This is a genomic window from Acidaminococcus hominis, from assembly GCF_022484025.1.
Taxonomy (GTDB): Bacteria; Bacillota; Negativicutes; order Acidaminococcales; family Acidaminococcaceae; genus Acidaminococcus; species Acidaminococcus hominis.
This window is the reverse complement of sequence record NZ_JAKVMG010000001.1, coordinates 2,018,469-2,037,565: the sequence shown is the minus strand read 5'-3', so window position 1 is coordinate 2,037,565 and position 19,097 is coordinate 2,018,469. Positions and strand designations below refer to the sequence as shown.

Annotated in this window: 13 protein-coding genes and 3 rRNA genes; all 16 read left to right on the top strand. The window is 52.1% G+C overall.

Features of this window, described 5'->3' with window-relative positions; genetic code table 11:
* Window positions 1–3: 3 nt before the first annotated feature.
* The 16 genes from LKE88_RS09145 (at window position 4) to ilvD (ending at window position 19,028) form a co-directional block, all read left to right on the top strand.
* Complete coding sequence (locus tag LKE88_RS09145; RefSeq protein ID WP_105327407.1) at window positions 4–972, top strand: branched-chain amino acid ABC transporter permease; 969 nt, start codon at window positions 4–6, stop codon at window positions 970–972.
* Window positions 947–1,717, top strand: coding sequence for an ABC transporter ATP-binding protein (locus tag LKE88_RS09140; protein WP_105326599.1), 771 nt, complete (start codon window positions 947–949; stop codon window positions 1,715–1,717). Before LKE88_RS09145 ends, LKE88_RS09140 begins: the two co-directional genes overlap by 26 nt.
* Window positions 1,717–2,421, top strand: coding sequence for an ABC transporter ATP-binding protein (locus LKE88_RS09135; RefSeq protein WP_105326598.1), 705 nt, complete (start codon window positions 1,717–1,719; stop codon window positions 2,419–2,421). The genes LKE88_RS09140 and LKE88_RS09135 overlap by 1 nt, the downstream gene beginning before the upstream one ends.
* A gap of 16 nt (window positions 2,422–2,437) precedes the next feature.
* Entirely contained in the window at window positions 2,438–3,106 is a 669-nt protein-coding gene (locus LKE88_RS09130) for a CBS and ACT domain-containing protein (protein ID WP_105326597.1), read from the top strand.
* Complete coding sequence (locus tag LKE88_RS09125) at window positions 3,087–3,293, top strand: DUF951 domain-containing protein (protein WP_105326596.1); 207 nt, start codon at window positions 3,087–3,089, stop codon at window positions 3,291–3,293. Before LKE88_RS09130 ends, LKE88_RS09125 begins: the two co-directional genes overlap by 20 nt.
* A 125-nt stretch (window positions 3,294–3,418) precedes the next feature.
* Entirely contained in the window at window positions 3,419–4,153 is a 735-nt protein-coding gene (locus tag LKE88_RS09120) for a hypothetical protein (protein WP_105326595.1), read from the top strand.
* Between the two features lie 75 nt (window positions 4,154–4,228).
* Window positions 4,229–4,882: a DUF805 domain-containing protein gene (locus LKE88_RS09115; protein WP_105326594.1), complete on the top strand. Its 654-nt coding sequence runs from the start codon at window positions 4,229–4,231 to the stop codon at window positions 4,880–4,882.
* Between the two features lie 63 nt (window positions 4,883–4,945).
* Window positions 4,946–5,590 carry a DUF805 domain-containing protein gene (locus LKE88_RS09110; RefSeq protein ID WP_105326593.1) on the top strand — a complete coding sequence of 215 codons (645 nt, stop codon included), beginning with the start codon at window positions 4,946–4,948 and terminating at the stop codon, window positions 5,588–5,590.
* Window positions 5,591–5,972: 382 nt separating this feature from the next.
* Window positions 5,973–7,528, top strand: a 16S ribosomal RNA gene (locus LKE88_RS09105).
* 420 nt (window positions 7,529–7,948) lie between these two features.
* Window positions 7,949–10,854 (top strand): 23S ribosomal RNA (locus LKE88_RS09100).
* 70 nt (window positions 10,855–10,924) lie between these two features.
* A 5S ribosomal RNA gene (rrf, locus tag LKE88_RS09095) occupies window positions 10,925–11,041 on the top strand.
* The 16S, 23S and 5S rRNA genes sit together here, the layout of an rRNA operon.
* Window positions 11,042–11,501: 460 nt before the next feature.
* Window positions 11,502–13,028, top strand: a complete 1,527-nt coding sequence (locus LKE88_RS09090; RefSeq protein WP_105326592.1) for an FGGY-family carbohydrate kinase — start codon at window positions 11,502–11,504, stop codon at window positions 13,026–13,028.
* 121 nt (window positions 13,029–13,149) lie between these two features.
* Window positions 13,150–14,514 (top strand): PhoH family protein, encoded by a 1,365-nt coding sequence (locus LKE88_RS09085; protein ID WP_105326591.1) that lies wholly within the window; start codon window positions 13,150–13,152, stop codon window positions 14,512–14,514.
* Window positions 14,515–14,991: 477 nt separating this feature from the next.
* On the top strand, window positions 14,992–16,344 hold the full coding sequence (locus LKE88_RS09080; RefSeq protein WP_105326590.1) for a GntP family permease: 1,353 nt from the start codon (window positions 14,992–14,994) through the stop codon (window positions 16,342–16,344).
* 30 nt (window positions 16,345–16,374) lie between these two features.
* Window positions 16,375–17,334, top strand: coding sequence for a LysR family transcriptional regulator (locus tag LKE88_RS09075; protein ID WP_231086860.1), 960 nt, complete (start codon window positions 16,375–16,377; stop codon window positions 17,332–17,334).
* Between the two features lie 44 nt (window positions 17,335–17,378).
* Window positions 17,379–19,028 (top strand): dihydroxy-acid dehydratase, encoded by a 1,650-nt coding sequence (ilvD, locus tag LKE88_RS09070; RefSeq protein WP_105326588.1) that lies wholly within the window; start codon window positions 17,379–17,381, stop codon window positions 19,026–19,028.
* Window positions 19,029–19,097 lie beyond the last annotated feature (69 nt).

Here is a 19,097-nt window from a genome sequence, read left to right as displayed (position 1 = left end):
GCCATGAAAAATTTACGCAAACAGGATTTACTGGGCCTGGGCATTTTTGCAGTGATTTTTGTGGTATTCTATCTGCTGTTTGACCAGGAAGTTTTGGATGACTATTGGGAAACCAACGTCATCATGATTTTGATCAACATCATCCTGTCCGTAAGCCTGAACCTGATCAACGGCTTTACGGGACAGTTCTCCATCGGCCATGCCGGCTTTATGGCAGTAGGCGCCTATGTTTCCGCCATTATTACCGTAAAACTGGGAATGGACTTTGCCCTTGCCCTGATTGTAGGAACTTTGGCCGCTGCTTTCCTGGGCTTCCTGATTGGCATGCCCACCCTGCGGCTGGACGGTGACTATCTGGCCATTGCTACCCTGGGTTTGGGGGAAATCATCCGGATTGCCATCCTGAACATCAACTATGTAGGCGGGGCTTCCGGTTTCATGGGGATTCCCCGTTTGACCACCTTCCCCATTGCCTTCTGGATTATGGTTTTTGTGGTATACGTCATCAAAAACTTCAAGAATTCGGCAGACGGCCGTGCCTGCCTGGCCATTCGTGAAAACGAAATTGCGGCGGAAACCATGGGTATCAACACCACCAAGTACAAGGTTATGGCCTTCACCATTGGAGCTGGTTTTGCCGGTACCGCCGGTGCCCTGTTCTCCCATTACTATTACATTGCCCACCCGGCATCCTTTACCTTCATGCGTTCTTTTGATATCCTGACCATGGTGGTATTGGGCGGCCTGGGTTCCATGACCGGTGCTGTTACCGGTGCTGTTCTCTTAACCGCTATTTCTGCTGCTCTGGCAGATTATCCGGAATGGCGTATGGTCATCTACTCCATTGTCATGATTGTCCTGATGCTGAACCGCCCGCAGGGCCTGTTTGGCAGCAAGGAACTGAGCCTGAATATGTTTAAATCTATAAAGCTGGGAGGTGGATCTCATGGCGGAACTGCTCAAAGTGAATAACGCCTCCATGATTTTCGGCGGCCTGCGTGCTGTATCCAACTTGAATATGCAGATTGATGAAGGGGAACTGATTGGCCTCATCGGTCCCAACGGCGCCGGCAAGACCACTGCCTTCAATATGCTTACCGGGGTGTATGAACCTTCTGAAGGGGAAATCACCTTTGCCGGACAGCGGATCAACGGAAAGAAACCGTACCAGGTGACCAATATGGGCGTGGCCCGTACCTTCCAGAACATCCGTCTGTTCTCCGAACTGTCCGTACTGGACAATGTAAAGATTGCCTTTAACCAGCATATCCGCTATGGCCTTTTGGAAGCCATCGGCCGTTTTGGCCGGTACTTCTCGGAAGAAGCTGCGGTGGAGGAAAAAGCTTTGGAGCTGTTAAAAATCTTCAAGCTGGATAAGCTGAAGGATGAAATGGCCAAGAACCTGCCCTACGGCGAACAGCGCCGGCTGGAAATTGCCCGCGCCCTGGCTACGGGACCCCGCCTGCTGCTGTTAGATGAACCGGCAGCAGGCATGAACCCCCAGGAAACCAAGGAACTGATGGAACTGATCCGCTGGATCAAAAAAGAATTTAATTTAAGCATTCTTCTGATTGAACATGATATGGGTCTGGTAATGAGCGTCTGCCAGCGGATTTACGTACTGGAATACGGCATCTGCATTGCCAACGGGACCCCTGATGAAATCAAACACAACAAACGCGTAATCAAAGCGTACTTAGGCGAGGAGGTGTCCTGATGCTGAAGGTAGAACATTTGGATGTATTCTACGGGGCCATCCACGCAGTCAAGGATGTAAGCCTGGAAGTAGGCGATGGACAGATTGTTACCCTGATTGGGTCCAATGGGGCTGGAAAATCCACCACCCTGCATACCATTTCCGGACTGATCAAACCGAAAAACGGCAGCATCGAATATGACGGCCACGAAATCGTGGGCGTTCCGGCCCATAAACTGGTGGGCCAGGGGCTGGTCCAGGTCCCTGAAGGCCGTCACGTATTTTCCAACATGACGGTTATGGAAAACCTGGACATGGGCGCCTACCTGCGCAGTGACAAAGACGGTATTGCCCAGGATAAGGAAAAGGTTTTCGCCAAGTTCCCCCGGCTGAAAGAACGGGTGGGGCAAATGGCCGGTACCCTGTCCGGCGGCGAGCAGCAGATGCTGGCCATGGGCCGGGCCCTGATGAGTCGTCCCAAACTGCTGATTTTGGATGAACCTTCCATGGGTCTTGCACCCTTGCTGGTACGGGAAATCTTTGCTATCATCAAAGAGATCAACGAAGAAGGAACCACCGTCCTGTTGGTGGAACAGAATGCCAACATGGCCCTGTCCATTGCCGACCGGGCGTATGTATTGGAAACCGGACGGGTGGTATTGTCCGGCACTGCAGCCGAACTGGCAGCCAGCGAAGCTGTACAGAAAGCCTATTTGGGCGGCTGATGAGGAGGCAGAAACCATGTTAGTAAAAGAGTTGATGACCAAAGTCGTAAAGGTAGTGGAGAGCGAACAGTCCCTTTTGGAAATCCAGGAACTGATGCTCAACAACAATCTGCGCCGGGTACCGGTGGTGGATAAGGAAGGCCATTTGCGGGGTATCATCACCGATGGGGATGTAGCCCGGGCTACGCCCTCCGATGCCAGCACCCTGAGCCGGTATGAAGCCAACTACCTGCTGGGCAAGCTGAAGGTGAAAGATTTGATGACCAAAGCCGTCATTACCGTTAAGGAAGTGGACGGGGTGGAAGTGGCTGCTTACCTGATGTACAAGTTTAAAATCGGCGCCCTGCCGGTGGTGGACGACAACAACAAGGTGGTAGGCATCATTTCTGATACGGACTTGTTCAAGGCATTTGTGGACCTGATGGGCTATGCCCAAACCTCTACCAAAATCACCATCGATTCCAAGGATAAGGTGGGGGTTCTGGCAGAACTGGCCAACATTTTCAAGGATAGAGGCGTCAACATCATTTCCATCCTGACCCGTGATATAGGAAATGATGACCGGGAAATTACCATTCGTGCAGACCTGACCAACGCTATGGATGTTATCCAAACCATCCGTGACGCAGGCTACAACATTACTGATATCTCTACTTTGAAAGTAGATGATCCCAGTGTCCGGTAAAATTGATTATCACGTTGGCGACATTGTACGGATGAAAAAAGCCCATCCCTGCGGCTCCTATGAATGGGATGTGGTGCGGGTCGGTATGGATTTCGGCATCAAATGCCGGGGCTGCGGGCATTATGTGATGCTGCCCCGGGCCAAATTCGAAAAAGCGGTACGGGATGTATTGGAACATAAGGAATAAAAAGCAGGGGACTGGTGCCTATTGGCCGGTCCTCTTTTTTGCGCTGTAGGAGAAATTCTTCTTGCAGAAGGGGTTTCTTTTTTATGCTATAATGGAAAAATAAACAGGCGGAAGGAGTGGGGAGTATGGGAAACTGGAAGGCTTGGTTCGTCACAGCAGCCGTTTGTCTTATGACCCTGCTGCCAGCGCCGGCCCAGGCCGTGCAGTGGATGCCCCTGGGGGAAAGTGAAGAAGGCCTGGTCTCCATGGACCGGGACAGCCTGAAACTGACCCAGGATGAACGGTATCTCAAGGTCTGGGAAAAGGTGGAGTGGCCGATGGTCAGTGCCCAGGGTATTGCCGGAGAGCTGCGCCATCAGGAGTACGACCTGAAAGAGAAGAAATGGCGGCAGCTGAGCGTGTATGCCCTGAATACCAAAGGCCAAAAGGTCACCGGCAGCCGAAAAATCGGGGAATGGCAGCCCTTTCAGGCCATGACGGCCCTGTTTACCCGGGCCCGGTACGAATGGGACTATGCCCGGCTGAACGGCCCTTGGGTCTTCAGCAAGACTCTGCCCAAACTGGGTAAGAAATGGTTCAATCCCCAGACGTTGGAGAAAAAAGGCAGCGATACCTATGAAGTGTGGGAAAAGACCTGGCTGAAGGAACCGGCAAACGGTACGGAAATTCTCCTATCCCATACCCGCTATGATCTGTCCAATGGAAGGGCACGGACCCTGTACCTGTGTACCTTCAACAGCCAGGGCGTCATGACGGACCACTACGCTGTCAGTGATGCCTGGAGCCAGAAAACGGACCAGTTTGGCGAATATATCGGTCCCATGCTGGCCAGCTATTACGCCCAGCATCACCACTCATAAAACACAAGAGAGTTGAATAAAAAGAAATTAATGATATAACTCTATAGAATATATGGACAAGAAAGGAAGAATGTCATGAAAATCTGCCCTAAATGCCATAAAATGTATGAAGATAGCCAAAACTTCTGTGCCCTTGATGGCAGCCGGCTGGAACTGAGCCCCGTGTCCCAAAGTATGAGAAAAGAGCAGCCTACTTCGGAAGAGACCCCGGTGATCCCGGAAAAGGAAGGCAAGGTGGTGGAGGCTGCCGAGCCCCAGGGAGAGGAAAAGCAGGCAGAAGCAGAAACGGAAGATACCTTCCAAAAGGAAGAACAGGAAGGACAAAAAGACTTTCAGCAGAATCAGTACGTCCCGCCCAAACCCAGCAGAGGGTTTGGACAGATGATGGAAGATAACTTCCCCAATCAGGAAAATTGGAAGGAACTGTACTTGAATACCCGGGGCCGGGTGCACCGGGGAGATTTTGTGTGCCGGTGGCTGTGGCTGCTCCTGGCCATGGTGCTGGTCAGCACCATCAGTGTGATTGTACCTGTCATCAGCAGCCTGGGCGGACTGGTGATTGTGGGCATGATCATCATGTTCCTGAGTTTGGGCATTCGCCGGCTCCATGACCGGAACCATACCGGCTGGTGGCTGCTCCTGATGCTGATTCCGGTGGTGCATCCGCTGCTCACCCTGTATCTGCTGCTTTCTCCTACGGAAGAAGCACCTAACCAGTACGGGGAATAAACCTAAAGAAAGAAAAGGTCTCTTGAGGCGTGTTTTGGTGGATTGGGGAAAGGGGGAAGCAGCGTGAAAATTTGTCCCCGCTGTTATAAGATTTATCCGGACAGTGAAAATTTCTGTTCCGAAGACGGAACGCCGCTAAAGCAAAGTCCGGGAGTGCAGGGCGGAAGTCCGTCTGGAACCAGATCCCAGCAGGGGGAAACCGTACTCCATATATCCGTGGAGAAGCTGCGGCCGGGCGATGAAGCCCTAAGGGACGGGCAGCCCCTGTACAATCCCTATGCCCAGGGGGAGCCCCATCGGTCCTGGAAACGTATGCTGGAAGATAATCTGCCGGACCAGGATACGTGGCGGCAGCTGTATCTGAATTTTAAAGGCCGGGTGCACCGGGGAGATTATTTCTGTCGGTCCCTGTGGCTGGGGGCGGCGGATCTGGTGGTGGCACTTTTTGCCTATACCCTGGGAGACGTCATCGGCCTGGGGGACGACTTTGTGCTGCTGCTGGAAGGCACTGCGGGCGTCGTCCTGATATTGATGCACCTAAGCCTGGGCGTTCGCCGGCTTCACGACCGGAACGCCAGCGGCTGGTGGATGCTGCTGCTCCTGATTCCTGCCCTCCAAGGACTGTTTTTGCTGTACCTGCTGCTGGCGCCTACTCCCTGGAAGCCCAATCGGTATGACTACACCGAAACCAGGGAGAACTTCCCCTGACAACGGCGTTTTTGCTAGCCGTTTGGCAGGGGGAATTTTTTTCTAAAAAACAGTTGACGACCTTCGATATCTGTGCTATTATATACAAGCTTTCTCGTTACGGAAACGCAGCGAAAGGCCTGGCGGTCCTTAGAAGGAAAAAGCGCCAATCACGATTTAAAAAATAAATTTTAAAAAGTGGTTGACAAAAACTTCTAAGTTTGCTAGAATAAACAAGCTGTCAGTGAGACAGCAGCGACGAACTTTGAAAACTGAATATTGATTGACAGATGTGCGGGTCAAGTCACCTTTACGGTGATGAGATCGAGTCACTTCGAGACAACGAAGTAAAAAAATCAAAGCTAGTATTTTCAAGAGCCAAGCGGCTTTTCAAAATAATTCTATTTTGGAGAGTTTGATCCTGGCTCAGGACGAACGCTGGCGGCGTGCTTAACACATGCAAGTCGAACGGAGAATTTATTTCGGTAAATTCTTAGTGGCGAACGGGTGAGTAACGCGTAGGCAACCTGCCCTCCAGTTGGGGACAACATTCCGAAAGGAATGCTAATACCGAATGTGATCCCTTTTCCGCATGGAGAAGGGATGAAAGATGGCCTCTATTTATAAGCTATCGCTGGAAGATGGGCCTGCGTCTGATTAGCTAGTTGGTGGGGTAACGGCTCACCAAGGCGATGATCAGTAGCCGGTCTGAGAGGATGAACGGCCACATTGGGACTGAGACACGGCCCAAACTCCTACGGGAGGCAGCAGTGGGGAATCTTCCGCAATGGACGAAAGTCTGACGGAGCAACGCCGCGTGAGTGATGAAGGTCTTCGGATTGTAAAACTCTGTTGTCAGGGACGAATGTGCGAACGTTGAATAAGCGTTTGTATTGACGGTACCTGACGAGGAAGCCACGGCTAACTACGTGCCAGCAGCCGCGGTAATACGTAGGTGGCAAGCGTTGTCCGGAATTATTGGGCGTAAAGAGCATGTAGGCGGGCTTTTAAGTCCGACGTGAAAATGCGGGGCTTAACCCCGTATGGCGTTGGATACTGGAAGTCTTGAGTGCAGGAGAGGAAAGGGGAATTCCCAGTGTAGCGGTGAAATGCGTAGATATTGGGAGGAACACCAGTGGCGAAGGCGCCTTTCTGGACTGTGTCTGACGCTGAGATGCGAAAGCCAGGGTAGCAAACGGGATTAGATACCCCGGTAGTCCTGGCCGTAAACGATGGGTACTAGGTGTAGGAGGTATCGACCCCTTCTGTGCCGGAGTTAACGCAATAAGTACCCCGCCTGGGGACTACGATCGCAAGATTGAAACTCAAAGGAATTGACGGGGGCCCGCACAAGCGGTGGAGTATGTGGTTTAATTCGACGCAACGCGAAGAACCTTACCAAGGCTTGACATTGAGTGAAAGACCTAGAGATAGGTCCCCTTCTTCGGAAGCACGAAAACAGGTGGTGCATGGCTGTCGTCAGCTCGTGTCGTGAGATGTTGGGTTAAGTCCCGCAACGAGCGCAACCCTTATCCTATGTTACCAGCACGTAATGGTGGGGACTCATAGGAGACTGCCAGGGATAACCTGGAGGAAGGCGGGGATGACGTCAAGTCATCATGCCCCTTATGTCTTGGGCTACACACGTACTACAATGGTCGGCAACAAAGGGCAGCAAAGCCGCGAGGCAGAGCAAATCCCATAAACCCGACCCCAGTTCGGATCGCAGGCTGCAACCCGCCTGCGTGAAGTTGGAATCGCTAGTAATCGCAGGTCAGCATACTGCGGTGAATACGTTCCCGGGCCTTGTACACACCGCCCGTCACACCACGAAAGTTGGTAACACCCGAAGCCGGTGAGATAACCGTAAGGAGTCAGCTGTCTAAGGTGGGGCCGATGATTGGGGTGAAGTCGTAACAAGGTAGCCGTTCGAGAACGAGCGGCTGGATCACCTCCTTTCTATGGAGAACCGTTGGGTACTACGGTACATCAACTATTCTCGTCGACGCACATCTGTCAAAATCAATATTTGGTTTTCAGGGCTCGTCCCTGAACCATGAACCTTGAAAACTTCATAGAAGAGACAAAAACAGTTTTGATGAAAATCAAAATTAAAGTCTTGTATGTGTTGTGATGAACATATACAAGCACCTCTAATCTAAATGCGAATTTAGAGACGAGTAACGAGAACAACTAGGAACACGTAAGTGTGACTTAGTTAGACTTGAGTTTTTGCAGAAATGCAAAATCAAAGAACTCCAACAAAATTCGAGGCAGTTCGCGAAGCGAGGAAGCAAATTTCCGGAGATAATACACCTAGTATATCGAGGAAAATTTGCGACGAGCGACAAAGAAATGGCCGAATTTTGGCAGGAGATAAGTCAAGCTACTAAGGGCATACGGCGAATGCCTAGGCACTAAGAGCCGATGAAGGACGCGGTAAGCTGCGAAAAGCTACGGGGAACCGCAAGCAGGTTTTGATCCGTAGATGTCCGAATGGGGAAACCCACCAGCCGTAATGGGCTGGTATCCTTAGGGAAGGGAACCCGGTGAACTGAAACATCTAAGTAGCCGGAGGAAGAGAAATCAAACGAGATGCCCACAGTAGCGGCGAGCGAAGAGGGCAGAGCCTAAACCGGGAAGCTTCGGCTTTCCGGGGTTACGGACTCACATAATTCAAGTTTATCCTAGCCGAATTACCTGGAAAGGTAAGCCACAGAGCATAAAAGCTGCGTAGGTTAAAGGACGAGCGAGAAGGTGAGTATCCAGAGTACCACGAAGCACGAGAAATTTTGTGGGAAGTCGGGGGGACCACCCTCCAAGGCTAAACACTACTTAGTGACCGATAGCGCATAGTACCGTGAGGGAAAGGTGAAAAGAACCGCGGGAGCGGAGTGAAAGAGAACCTGAAACCGTATGTCTACAAGCAGTCGGAGCGCAAGCGACGGCGTGCCTATTGAAGAATGAGCCAACGAGTTGCGGGCACTAGCGAGGTTAAGCAGGAAATGCGGAGCCGTAGGGAAACCGAGTCTGAAAAGGGCGATGAGTTAGTGTTCGCAGACCCGAAACTGTAGTGATCTACCCATGATCAGGTTGAAGCACAGGTAAAATTGTGTGGAGGACCGAACCGGTGAGTGTTGAAAAACTTTCGGATGAATCGTGGGTAGCGGTGAAATTCCAATCGAACGCAGAGATAGCTGGTTCTCCTCGAAATAGCTTTAGGGCTAGCCTCAAGCAGTAAGCATAGGCGGTAGAGCACTGATCGGGATAGGGACTGTAATGGTTACCGAACCCTGTCAAACTACGAATGGTTATGCTGCAGAGCTTGGGAGTCAGACTACGAGAGATAAGTCCCGTTGTCAAAAGGGAAACAGCCCAGACCATCAGCTAAGGTCCCCAATGCCATACTAAGTGGAAAAGGATGTGGGGTCTCATAAACAACCAGGATGTTGGCTCAGAAGCAGCCACCATTTAAAGAGTGCGTAATAGCTCACTGGTCGAGAGGCCCTGCGCCGAAGATTCCCGGGGCTAAAGTATGGAACCGAAGCTATGGATGCAAGCTTAGGCTTGCGTGGTAGAGGAGCGTTCCCATCGGGTTGAAGTCGTACTGTAAGGTACGGTGGACTGGTGGGAAGTGAGAATGTTGGCATGAGTAGCGAAAAGAAAGGTGAGAATCCTTTCCACCGAAAGCATAAGGATTCCTGAGCAACGATCGTCGTCTCAGGGTAAGTCGGGACCTAATCCGAGGCAAAGAGCGTAGGAGATGGACAACTGGTTGATATTCCAGTACCGGCAGCAATCGTTTGAACAATGGAGTGACGCAGGAAGGCAGGTCCGCACGAGATTGGTAGTTCGTGTGCAAGCATGCAGGCTGGTGTACAGGCAAATCCGTACACTGAGGCTGAGGTGTGACGCGGAGGGAACTTGTTCCCGAAGGGATTGAGCCTACGCTGCCGAGAAAAGCTTCTAGTGAGAAAGCTGCCGCCCGTACCGTAAACCGACACAGGTATGCGGGGAGAGAATCCTAAGGTGCGCGGGAGAACCCTCGTTAAGGAACTCGGCAAAATGTACCCGTAACTTCGGGATAAGGGTAGCCATCGTGGTGAAAGGACTAGCTCCTGGAGCCTAGGATGGTCGCAGAGAAGAGGCCCAAGCGACTGTTAACCAGAAACACAGGTGCCTGCGAAAGAGAAATCTGATGTATAGGTGCTGACACCTGCCCAGTGCTGGAAGGTTAAAGAAGGATGTCCGGGTTCGACCCAAAGCATTCGACTGAAGCCCCAGTGAACGGCGGCCGTAACTATAACGGTCCTAAGGTAGCGAAATTCCTTGTCGGGTAAGTTCCGACCCGCACGAAAGGTGTAACGATTTGGGCACTGTCTCAACGAGGGACCCGGTGAAATTGAAATACCTGTGAAGATGCAGGTTACCCGCGACTGGACAGAAAGACCCCATGGAGCTTTACTGTAACCTAATATTGGGTTCTGATATTTGATGCACAGGATAGGTGGGAGGCAGAGATGGTAGTCCTTTGGGATTACCGGAGCCGCCGTTGGGATACCACCCTTCAACTATCGGGATTCTAACCGAGCGAGTAACGATCGCCGGGACATTGTTAGGCGGGCAGTTTGACTGGGGCGGTCGCCTCCTAAAGAGTAACGGAGGCGCCCAAAGGTTCCCTCAGCGCGGACGGAAACCGCGCGCGGAGTGTAAAGGCAGAAGGGAGCTTGACTGCGAGCCAAACACGGCGAGCAGGTACGAAAGTAGGGCTTAGTGATCCGGTGGCATCCAAGTGGAAGGGCCATCGCTCAACGGATAAAAGCTACCCTGGGGATAACAGGCTAATCTCTCCCAAGAGTCCATATCGACGGGGAGGTTTGGCACCTCGATGTCGGCTCATCACATCCTGGGGCTGAAGTCGGTCCCAAGGGCTGGGCTGTTCGCCCATTAAAGTGGTACGTGAGCTGGGTTCAGAACGTCGTGAGACAGTTCGGTCCCTATCCATCGCGGGCGTAAGAGATTTGAAGGGGGCTGCTCCTAGTACGAGAGGACCGGAGTGGACAGACCGCTGGTGTACCAATTATCCTGCCAAGGGTATAGTTGGGTAGCTACGTCTGGAACGGATAAACGCTGAAAGCATCTAAGCGTGAAGCCATCCTTAAGATGAGATCTCTCACGGAGTAATCCGGTAAGACACCTTGAAGAACACAAGGTTGATAGGCAGGATGTGTAAGCACAGCAATGTGTTCAGCTGACCTGTACTAATATGTCGAGGGCTTGACTTAAACCGCAAGTCCAAGAAGTAAAGAACGTCTCTTCATGAAGTTTTGAAGGCTCATGCCTTCTAATTGATAATCCGGTGGTTATGGCTGAAGGGATCCACCTGTTCCCATGCCGAACACAGTAGTTAAGCCTTCATACGCCGAAAGTACTCGACTGGAAACGGTCCGGGAGGATAGGAAGCTGCCGGTTAGGCAAACGCCTGAGTGAGAAATCGCTCAGGCGTTTTTCTTTTACCTTTTTAGTCTCCTTCAAGCGTGTATGTAAAGTCAAATAGCCCAGCGCGTTCCGGGAGAACCCGGGAACGTGCTGGGCTGTTGTTTTAGGGCAGAAAGGTTGACCGCAGGCTGCCGTATTCCAGGTACTTCTTTTATTCTTATCCATGTGCCTATAATTTTAGCTATTTATGCATAAAATCCCTGTGATTTCTGGTTTTTTTTCTGTATTTCTTTTCACATCAGGCCATTTATAGACCCTGTTGCTGGTATGAAATATTTTTCACTTTTTTCTTTGTGCCTTTCCATGCATTTTTCTCATCTTTTTTGTCCTGCGGACGCCGGGAAAATGTTTTCCGGATCCGGCAGTTTTTTGTTATGATAGAGGGGAACTTGGCAGCATTATTTCTAGGGCTGCCGTAAAGGACGGTGTCAGTATGGACAAAAAATATTATCTGGGGTTTGACGCAGGAACCCAAAGTGTGAAGGTTGCCATTTACGATGAGGCAGGCCAGGAAGTGGCTATGGCAACGGCTCCTACCACCTTGCTCTACCCGCAGCCGGGCTGGGTACAGATGGATGTGGGGGAATATTATCAGCTGATTAAACAATGTATGCGGGATTGCAGCCGGCAAATGGCAGCCAAGGGACTGGACGTGGGCCAGATCCGTTCCATTATGGGGGACGGCGTTATCTGCGGCATTGTTTGTGTGGACGCAGAGGGCAACGCCATTTCTCCCTATATCAACTACCTGGACAGCCGGACTTCCGACGATGTGGAAGCACTGAAGGCCCAGCATTTATCCATTTGGGCGGAAGAAACTGGGAATCCGGAACCCCATATTATGTTTCCTGCCATGTACGCTCGCTGGTTTCTCAAAAATATTCCAGCAGTCCGGGAACGGGGCGTGAAGTTCGTTCACAATTGCCCTTATATTTTGATGCATTTGGCCGGGCTTTCCGGTGAGGAAGCTTTTGTGGATTGGGGTACCATGTCCGGCTGGGGCCTAGGCTATAACGTCCTCAAGAAGGAATGGTCTCCGGAGCAGCTTTCTATCCTGGGTATTGACCCCAAGTACATGCCCCGGATTGTGAAGCCCTGGGATATTATCGGTACCCTTTGTGCAGCCGATGCTGCGGAAACGGGTCTTCCTGCTGGAATTCCCATTTGTGCCGGGGCCGGGGATACCATGGAGTCCATGATGGGCAGCGGCATTCTGGAACCGGGCCGGGCGGTGGACGTGGCCGGCACCTGTTCCATGTTCTGTGCAGCCACGGACGGCATCATTCCCGCCCTGTCTTCTCCCGGCAACAATTTGATTTTCAATTCCGGTACCCTGCCCGGCACGTATTTCTACTGGGGCATGGTCCGGACTGGAGGGCTGGCCCTGCGCTGGTTCAAGGACAGCATTGCCCGCAAGGAAACCGATGATTTGTACTATGGAGAATTGGACCGGCTGGCCAAAGCCCATCCCGCTGGCTGCAACGGGGCCCTGTTTATTCCCTATCTTACCGGCAGCAATGGGGAATATATTCATGTTCGGGGCACCTTTACCGGGCTTACCCTGGATTCTGACCAGGGGGCACTGTGGCGCTGCGTACTGGAAGGCATCGGCTACGATTATATGGAAATTACCGACCGGTATCGGAAAGCAGGGATTGACCTGTCCCAGCTGACCATTACCGAAGGGGGCAGCCGGGATGCCCTGTGGAACCAGATCAAGGCGGATATGCTGGATACCCGGGTGGTAACCCTTCAGGTAGCCGGCGGCGCCGTTCCCACCAACTGTGTGGTAGCTGCCTACGCTGTAGGCGATGTGCCCAATTTGAAGGACGCTTTGCAGCGTCAGTTGGCGGTACGGGATGAATTTATGCCCAATGGGGAGCATACGGCTATGTATAGAAAGCAATATGTACAGCGCGGCCATATCCTGAAGGCATTGAACCAGGCCCTGACGGAGTAAAAATTTCAGATATTACCCAATCTTTACCCTTTCTTGCTGTTTCTCCTACTTTTCTTTGATAGGGTATCCCTAGGAACCATTTCTTGAGAAGCTTTGGCTGTAAAAGAAAGGCGGCGTACCTATGGGAAAAATCTATGTAATCGATACCAATGTGCTGATCCAGTCCCCCGGTGCTTTGGAGTGCTTTGAGGACAACGAACTGGTTCTGCCTTTGGTGGTCCTGGAAGAATTGGACGGGCTTAAAAAGGCAGAGGGAGAAAAGGGCTATAATGCCAGGAAGGTAATCCGTTACCTGGAAAACCTGAGACGGCAGGATGACCTGATTGCCGGGGCGGCACTGCCCCACGGCGGCAGGCTTCGGGTAGAACCTAACTGCATTCATGAGGAGCTGCCGGAAGGGCTGCCGGAGGACAAGGGGGATAACCGAATCCTTAAAGTTTGTTTCCACCTTCGGGACCAGAAACCCATTTTGGTAACCAAGGACCTGGTACTGCGGCCGAAAGCCCAGCTGCTGGGCATTGAGGCCCAGGATTTCAGTTCCCAGCAGGTTCTTACAGGAGAGCAGCAGTACCGGGGCCGGCAGGAATGCTATGTGCCGGAGCCGTTCTTTGACCGGTTTGGGGAGCAGGGGATTCCCGTTTCTCAGTTGTACCAATGCGATGCGGCGGGGCAGGTTCTGCCGGTAACGGTTTACCAGAATGAGTTTATCCTGCTGCGGGCTGACGCCTCCCTGCGGAAAACCCAATTGGGTCGGGTTTGGGGGGACCGGGTGGTGCCCCTTGCCTACGCCAAGGATACGCCCTATGGGGTCAAGCCCCGGAATGCGGGCCAGTATTTTATGCAGGAAGCTCTGATGAAGCCGGCGGACGAAGTTCCCCTGGTAATTATCAAGGGGCAGGCAGGTACGGCCAAAACCTTCTATTCCCTGGCCGTGGGGCTGGAGAAGCTGCTGGATCACCCCAGCGGCGAATACCGGCGGATTCTGATCTGCCGGCCCAATGCCCAGTTTGATACGGATATTGGGTTTCTTCCAGGGGACGAACAGGAAAAAATTTCTCCCCTGATGCGGCCCATTATGGATAATCTGGAACAGCTGCTGGATAAGGACGATACGGCCCGGTATGACGATGAACTGGAACTGGAAAGCGTTCTGGCAGAAGTCTTTGACCGGAACCTGATTCAGATGGAAGCCCTGAACTTTATCCGGGGCCGTTCCCTGGAAAAGATTTACCTGATCATCGATGAAGCCCAGAATATGACCCCTAACCAGGTGAAGGGCATCATTACCCGGGCAGGGAAGGGCACCAAGGTTATTCTCCTGGGGGATCCCCAGCAGATTGACAAGCCCTTTTTGGATGAGCGTACCAACGGCCTCAGCTATGCTTCAGAAAAAATGAAGGGCAGCCCCCTATGCTGCCAGGTTACCATGCTGGAAAGCGAATGTGAACGGTCCCGGCTGGCTCTGGAAGCCATTGGCCGCCTATAATTACCCCTATAATTTTGTGCAGCACCCATTCCTATTATCAGGAGGGTGCTTTTTTTGCGCCGCAACTATATTTATTGAAGAAAAAAGAAAAGCGGTCCATCCCTTGTGGTACAACGGAAAGTTGTGGAAATACGCTAAAAGGTTGTTTTTATTTTACCTCAAATGATGTTAAGTTGTAGCTGAACAAATCCTGTGTACGGTCTGTTGTTCGGAATGGAACAGTCCAAGTCCTAACAGGAAGGGAGGGTATCGGAAATCCTTTGTCAGGGAAAGGGAATGCGCCGGAGTTTATCAGAACATTCAGGCGTCTTTTCGCTGAGGCACTGCCATTGCGCGGCGGTGTTTCCAAAGGATGCAGGAACCAGGTTCCTGTAAGGCAGCGTACAGGGGATGGGAAAGCACTATTGTGGTGCGGTAAGTGTAGGTTGCACAACGGAGTTAAATCCAATCTAACAAAGAGAAAAGGGGTAAATAGTTATGGCACTGATGATTCCATTTCTGATTGGCCTGGCAATTATGCTGACTTTGATGATCAAAACAAAAATCGGACCCTTCATGTCCATGCTTCTGGGGGCACTGATCATCGGCGTAGGCTGTGGCCTGCCGGCCCAGAAAGCCATCGACACCATCGCCACGGGCTTTGGGGGAATTTGTAAGAGTATTGGTATTGTCATTATTTTTGGCGCTATCCTGGGGGACTATTTGGACAAATCCAACGCCACCCAGCGCATTGCATCCACCTTGCTGAAGGTTACCGGCAAGAAAAAGGCGGATATTGCTTTAAGTGCCACCGGATTCCTGGTAAGCATTCATGTATTTTGTGATGTAGCCCTGATTATGCTGGCACCGCTGGTGAAGGTTGTTTCCAAGAAAAGCGGTTTGGGTCTGGGTTCCCTGGCCACGGCTTTGGCGCTGTCCCTTCTGACCACCAACACTTTTGTGGCTCCTACGCCGGCGCCTTTGTCCATTGTTTCCATCCTGGGTATTGACCTGGGTGAATCCATTCTGTGGGGCCTGATTGTTTCCGCTGTAGACTGCGTAGCTATTTTGGCCTTCTGCCGCTTGTTTATTGCCCCGAAGCCGGAGGGCTGGTTCACTAAGAGTGCAGCTGCCAAAATGGAAGAACAGGTTCAGGAATTGGCAGAAGAAAAGGAGCAGCCCAATAACCTGCCCATGCCTTCCTTCATTCAGTCCATTATTCCTATCCTGGTCCCCATCGTGTTGATATTGGTGAATACAACTTGTAAAATGGTATTGCCCAAGGGCAGTTCTGTCCTGGCGGTGACTGGAGTCTTAGGCGATAAGAACATTGCTCTGGCTTTGGGTATCATTTCGGCTATCTTGATGCTGTACCGTTCCATTCCTCGGGAAGAAGTGTTTGCTTCCATGACTACAGCCTTGACCCCCTCCGGTCCGGTAATTTTCATTACCGCTGCCGGCGGTGCCCTGGCCAAGGTCATTGATCTCACCGGTGTAGGCACGGTAATGGCCAATGCACTCAGCAGCATGTCCCTGCCCATTATCCTGATTCCCTTCCTGATCTGCGGGTTCTCCAAGTTTGTTCAGGGTTCTTCTTCGGTGGCTGTTATTGTAGCTTCCACCCTGACCTTGCCCCTGATGCAGAACGGGCTCATAGATCCGATTGTAGCATTCCTGTCCATTTGTGCAGGCAGCGGCTTCGGTTCCCATGTAAACAACAGCTATTTCTGGGTATTCGCCAACTTGTTTGGCTACGATACCAAAACTTCCTTAAAAACACTTTGCGTTGGACAGCACGTAATGGCTTTTGCCGGACTGTTGGCAACGGTGGTTATCAGCCTGTTCCGCTAAAATCTCAAATGGGGTGATTGCTTGAAAACCATGCAAAAATTGTTCCTGCTGACGGTGGAAGAAATGAATTTTACCAAAGCCGACAAACGGGGTTTTGTAACCCAGCAGTGCCTGAGCAAGAATATCAAACAGTTTGAAAAGGAACTGAATGTGGAACTGTTCAAGCGGTCCCCCAAACTTACCCTGACGCCGGCAGGACGTATGGTATTTGAAACCCTGCGGAAAGTGGAAATCCTGGAGCATGACCTGAAGTCCCGGCTGGAACAGGTTCAGCAGGAGAGCCTGGGTTCCCTGACCCTGGGTATCAACAGTTCCCGGGGCCGGGTACTGCTGCCGGAAATCTATGAACGTTTCCAAAGCCGCTATCCCCATGTGGAAGTATCCGTGGTGCTGGATGACAACGTTTCCTTAGAAAAAAGGCTAATTAATAATGAACTGGATTTATTTTTAGGCGTTAATTACGAAGCGGATCCCGTTCTCCACTCTGAAACGGTTTCCCGGGACCAGGTATTCTTGCTGGCTACGGAAAAATTTCTCCAGCAGCACCTGCCCGGCAGCACGGACCGCCGCCCTCCCGTATCCGGAGATTTCCTGGACCTGGCAGCCTTTCCCAGTCTGCCCCTTACCGGCAACCGGGAAGGCAGCAGTTTTGCCGCTCTGTGTCATCACTTTCTGCTGCAGCAGGGCATCGTCTTTACCCAGCAGTTCAGCGTCAGTGATTACGAAACCCAAATTTCCCTCTGCGGCCGGTCACTGGCGGCGGCCTTTTGTCCCCAGACCATCCTGTCCCAGGTGGCAGCCTATAACCGGGGCAGGGCAGAGGAACAGCGGCTTTTGGTCTTTCGCATTGCCGGCTGGGAACGGACGGTCAATCTGTCTATTGTCTGGCCGGAGCTTTCCAGCCGTCCCCAATATCTAACGGATTTCATGGATATTATGCGTCAGGTAATATACGAAAACGAATTGTACACGGCAGAAATGCTCCGGTAAAACTGGTATTTTGCAAACTGCCTATTTGAAAGGAGTAATAAATTATGAGTCATATTGATCCCAATGCAGAGGCCTATTACGTAGGCCTGATGAATGCCTGCGGGTACCGGGATAAGGACCTGCACAAGCCCATTATTGGCATCGTCAATTCCTGGAATGAAGTAAACCCCGGCCATAAGCCCTTAAAGGAACTGGCCCAGTACGTGAAGGAAGGGGTATGGGCGGCCGGCGGCGCTCCCGCCGAATTTAACGTGCCCGCTCCCTGCGACGGTATGGCCCAGCTCCGGGGCATGCAGTACGTATTGCCCAGCCGGGACCTGATTGCCGGCTCCATCGAAACCATGGTGCGGGCCCACAATTTTGACGGCCTGGTATTCCTGTGTGCCTGCGACAAGATTGTTCCCGGCATGCTCATGGCCGCCGCTTCCCTGAACCTGCCCAGCCTGTTTCTGCCCCCGGGTTCCATGCTGCCCTACGAGGAAGACGGTGTGGTCTACACCACCCCGGACCTGAAGGAATCTATCGGCAAATGGAAAGCCGGCAAAATCAGCGAGGAAACCTTCCACCGCTACCGCCAGAATATGTGCGCTTCCTGCGGTACCTGCTCCATGTACGGCACGGCCAATACCATGGCAGTGTTTGCTGAAGCCATCGGCCTGGCGCCCTTTGGTTCCGCCACCATGCCCTTCTGCGTATCCGCCAAATTCAAACAGGCCCGGGACGTGGGCGAACGGATTGTGGAACTGACCCGGCAGCAGATTCCGGCCAAAACCTTTATGACCCGGGAGTCCCTGGAAAACGGCATTATGCATACCTCTGCTGCCGGCGGTTCCAGCAACTTTGCCCTGCACATCCAGGCCATCGCCAAAGTAGCCGGGGTGAAGTTGAATCTGAAAGAATTTGATGCCATTCAGGAACGGGTACCCCTGATTGCCAAATTTAAGCCTTCTTCCCAATACAACCTGATTGATTACGGCAAGGCTGGCGGCGCCCTGGGAAGCCTGAAGACCCTGGAAAAATTCCTCCATACAGAAGTCCCCTTGGCCATGGGCGGCACACTGAAGGAAGCCCTGGACCGGTTTACCCGCCCCATAGACCGGAACATCATCCACGACCTGGAGCATCCTCTCCAGGAAAAGGGCTGTTTCTCCGTGCTCTACGGCAATCTGGCGCCGGAAGGCGCGGTGGTGAAAAAGAGTGGCGTGGACCCTGCCATGTTCGAGCATCGGGGTCCGGCAGTGGTCTTTGATTCCGAGGAAGAAGTCATGGACTGCCTGCTGCACTCCGATGTGAAACCGGGCTCCGTACTGGTCATCCGCTACGAAGGCCCTAAAGGCGGTCCGGGCATGCGGGAAATGTCCATTCCTGCGGCCATGCTCATCGGCATGGGGCTGCAAAAATCCGTGGCCATGATTACCGATGGCCGTTTTTCCGGTGCTTCCCGAGGTCCCTGTGTGGGCCATATCTCTCCTGAGGCCTGGGACGGTGGGCCCATTGCCTGCGTCAAGAACGGGGATATGATCCACATCGACCTGAACAAGCACCTGCTGGAAGTGGAAGTCTCGGAGGAAGAGCTGGCACGCCGGAAGGCAGAAATCGTAAAACCGGACCATCCTGCCTACGGCATTATGAAACAGTACCGGAAAGTGGTGGAAGGGGCCGAAAAAGGCGCTGTATGGCTGTACACTGATTAAAAATAAAAATGGGAAAATAAAATTTTCCATAATAAAAAGCGATGTCCAATTCGGGCATCGCTTTTTTCA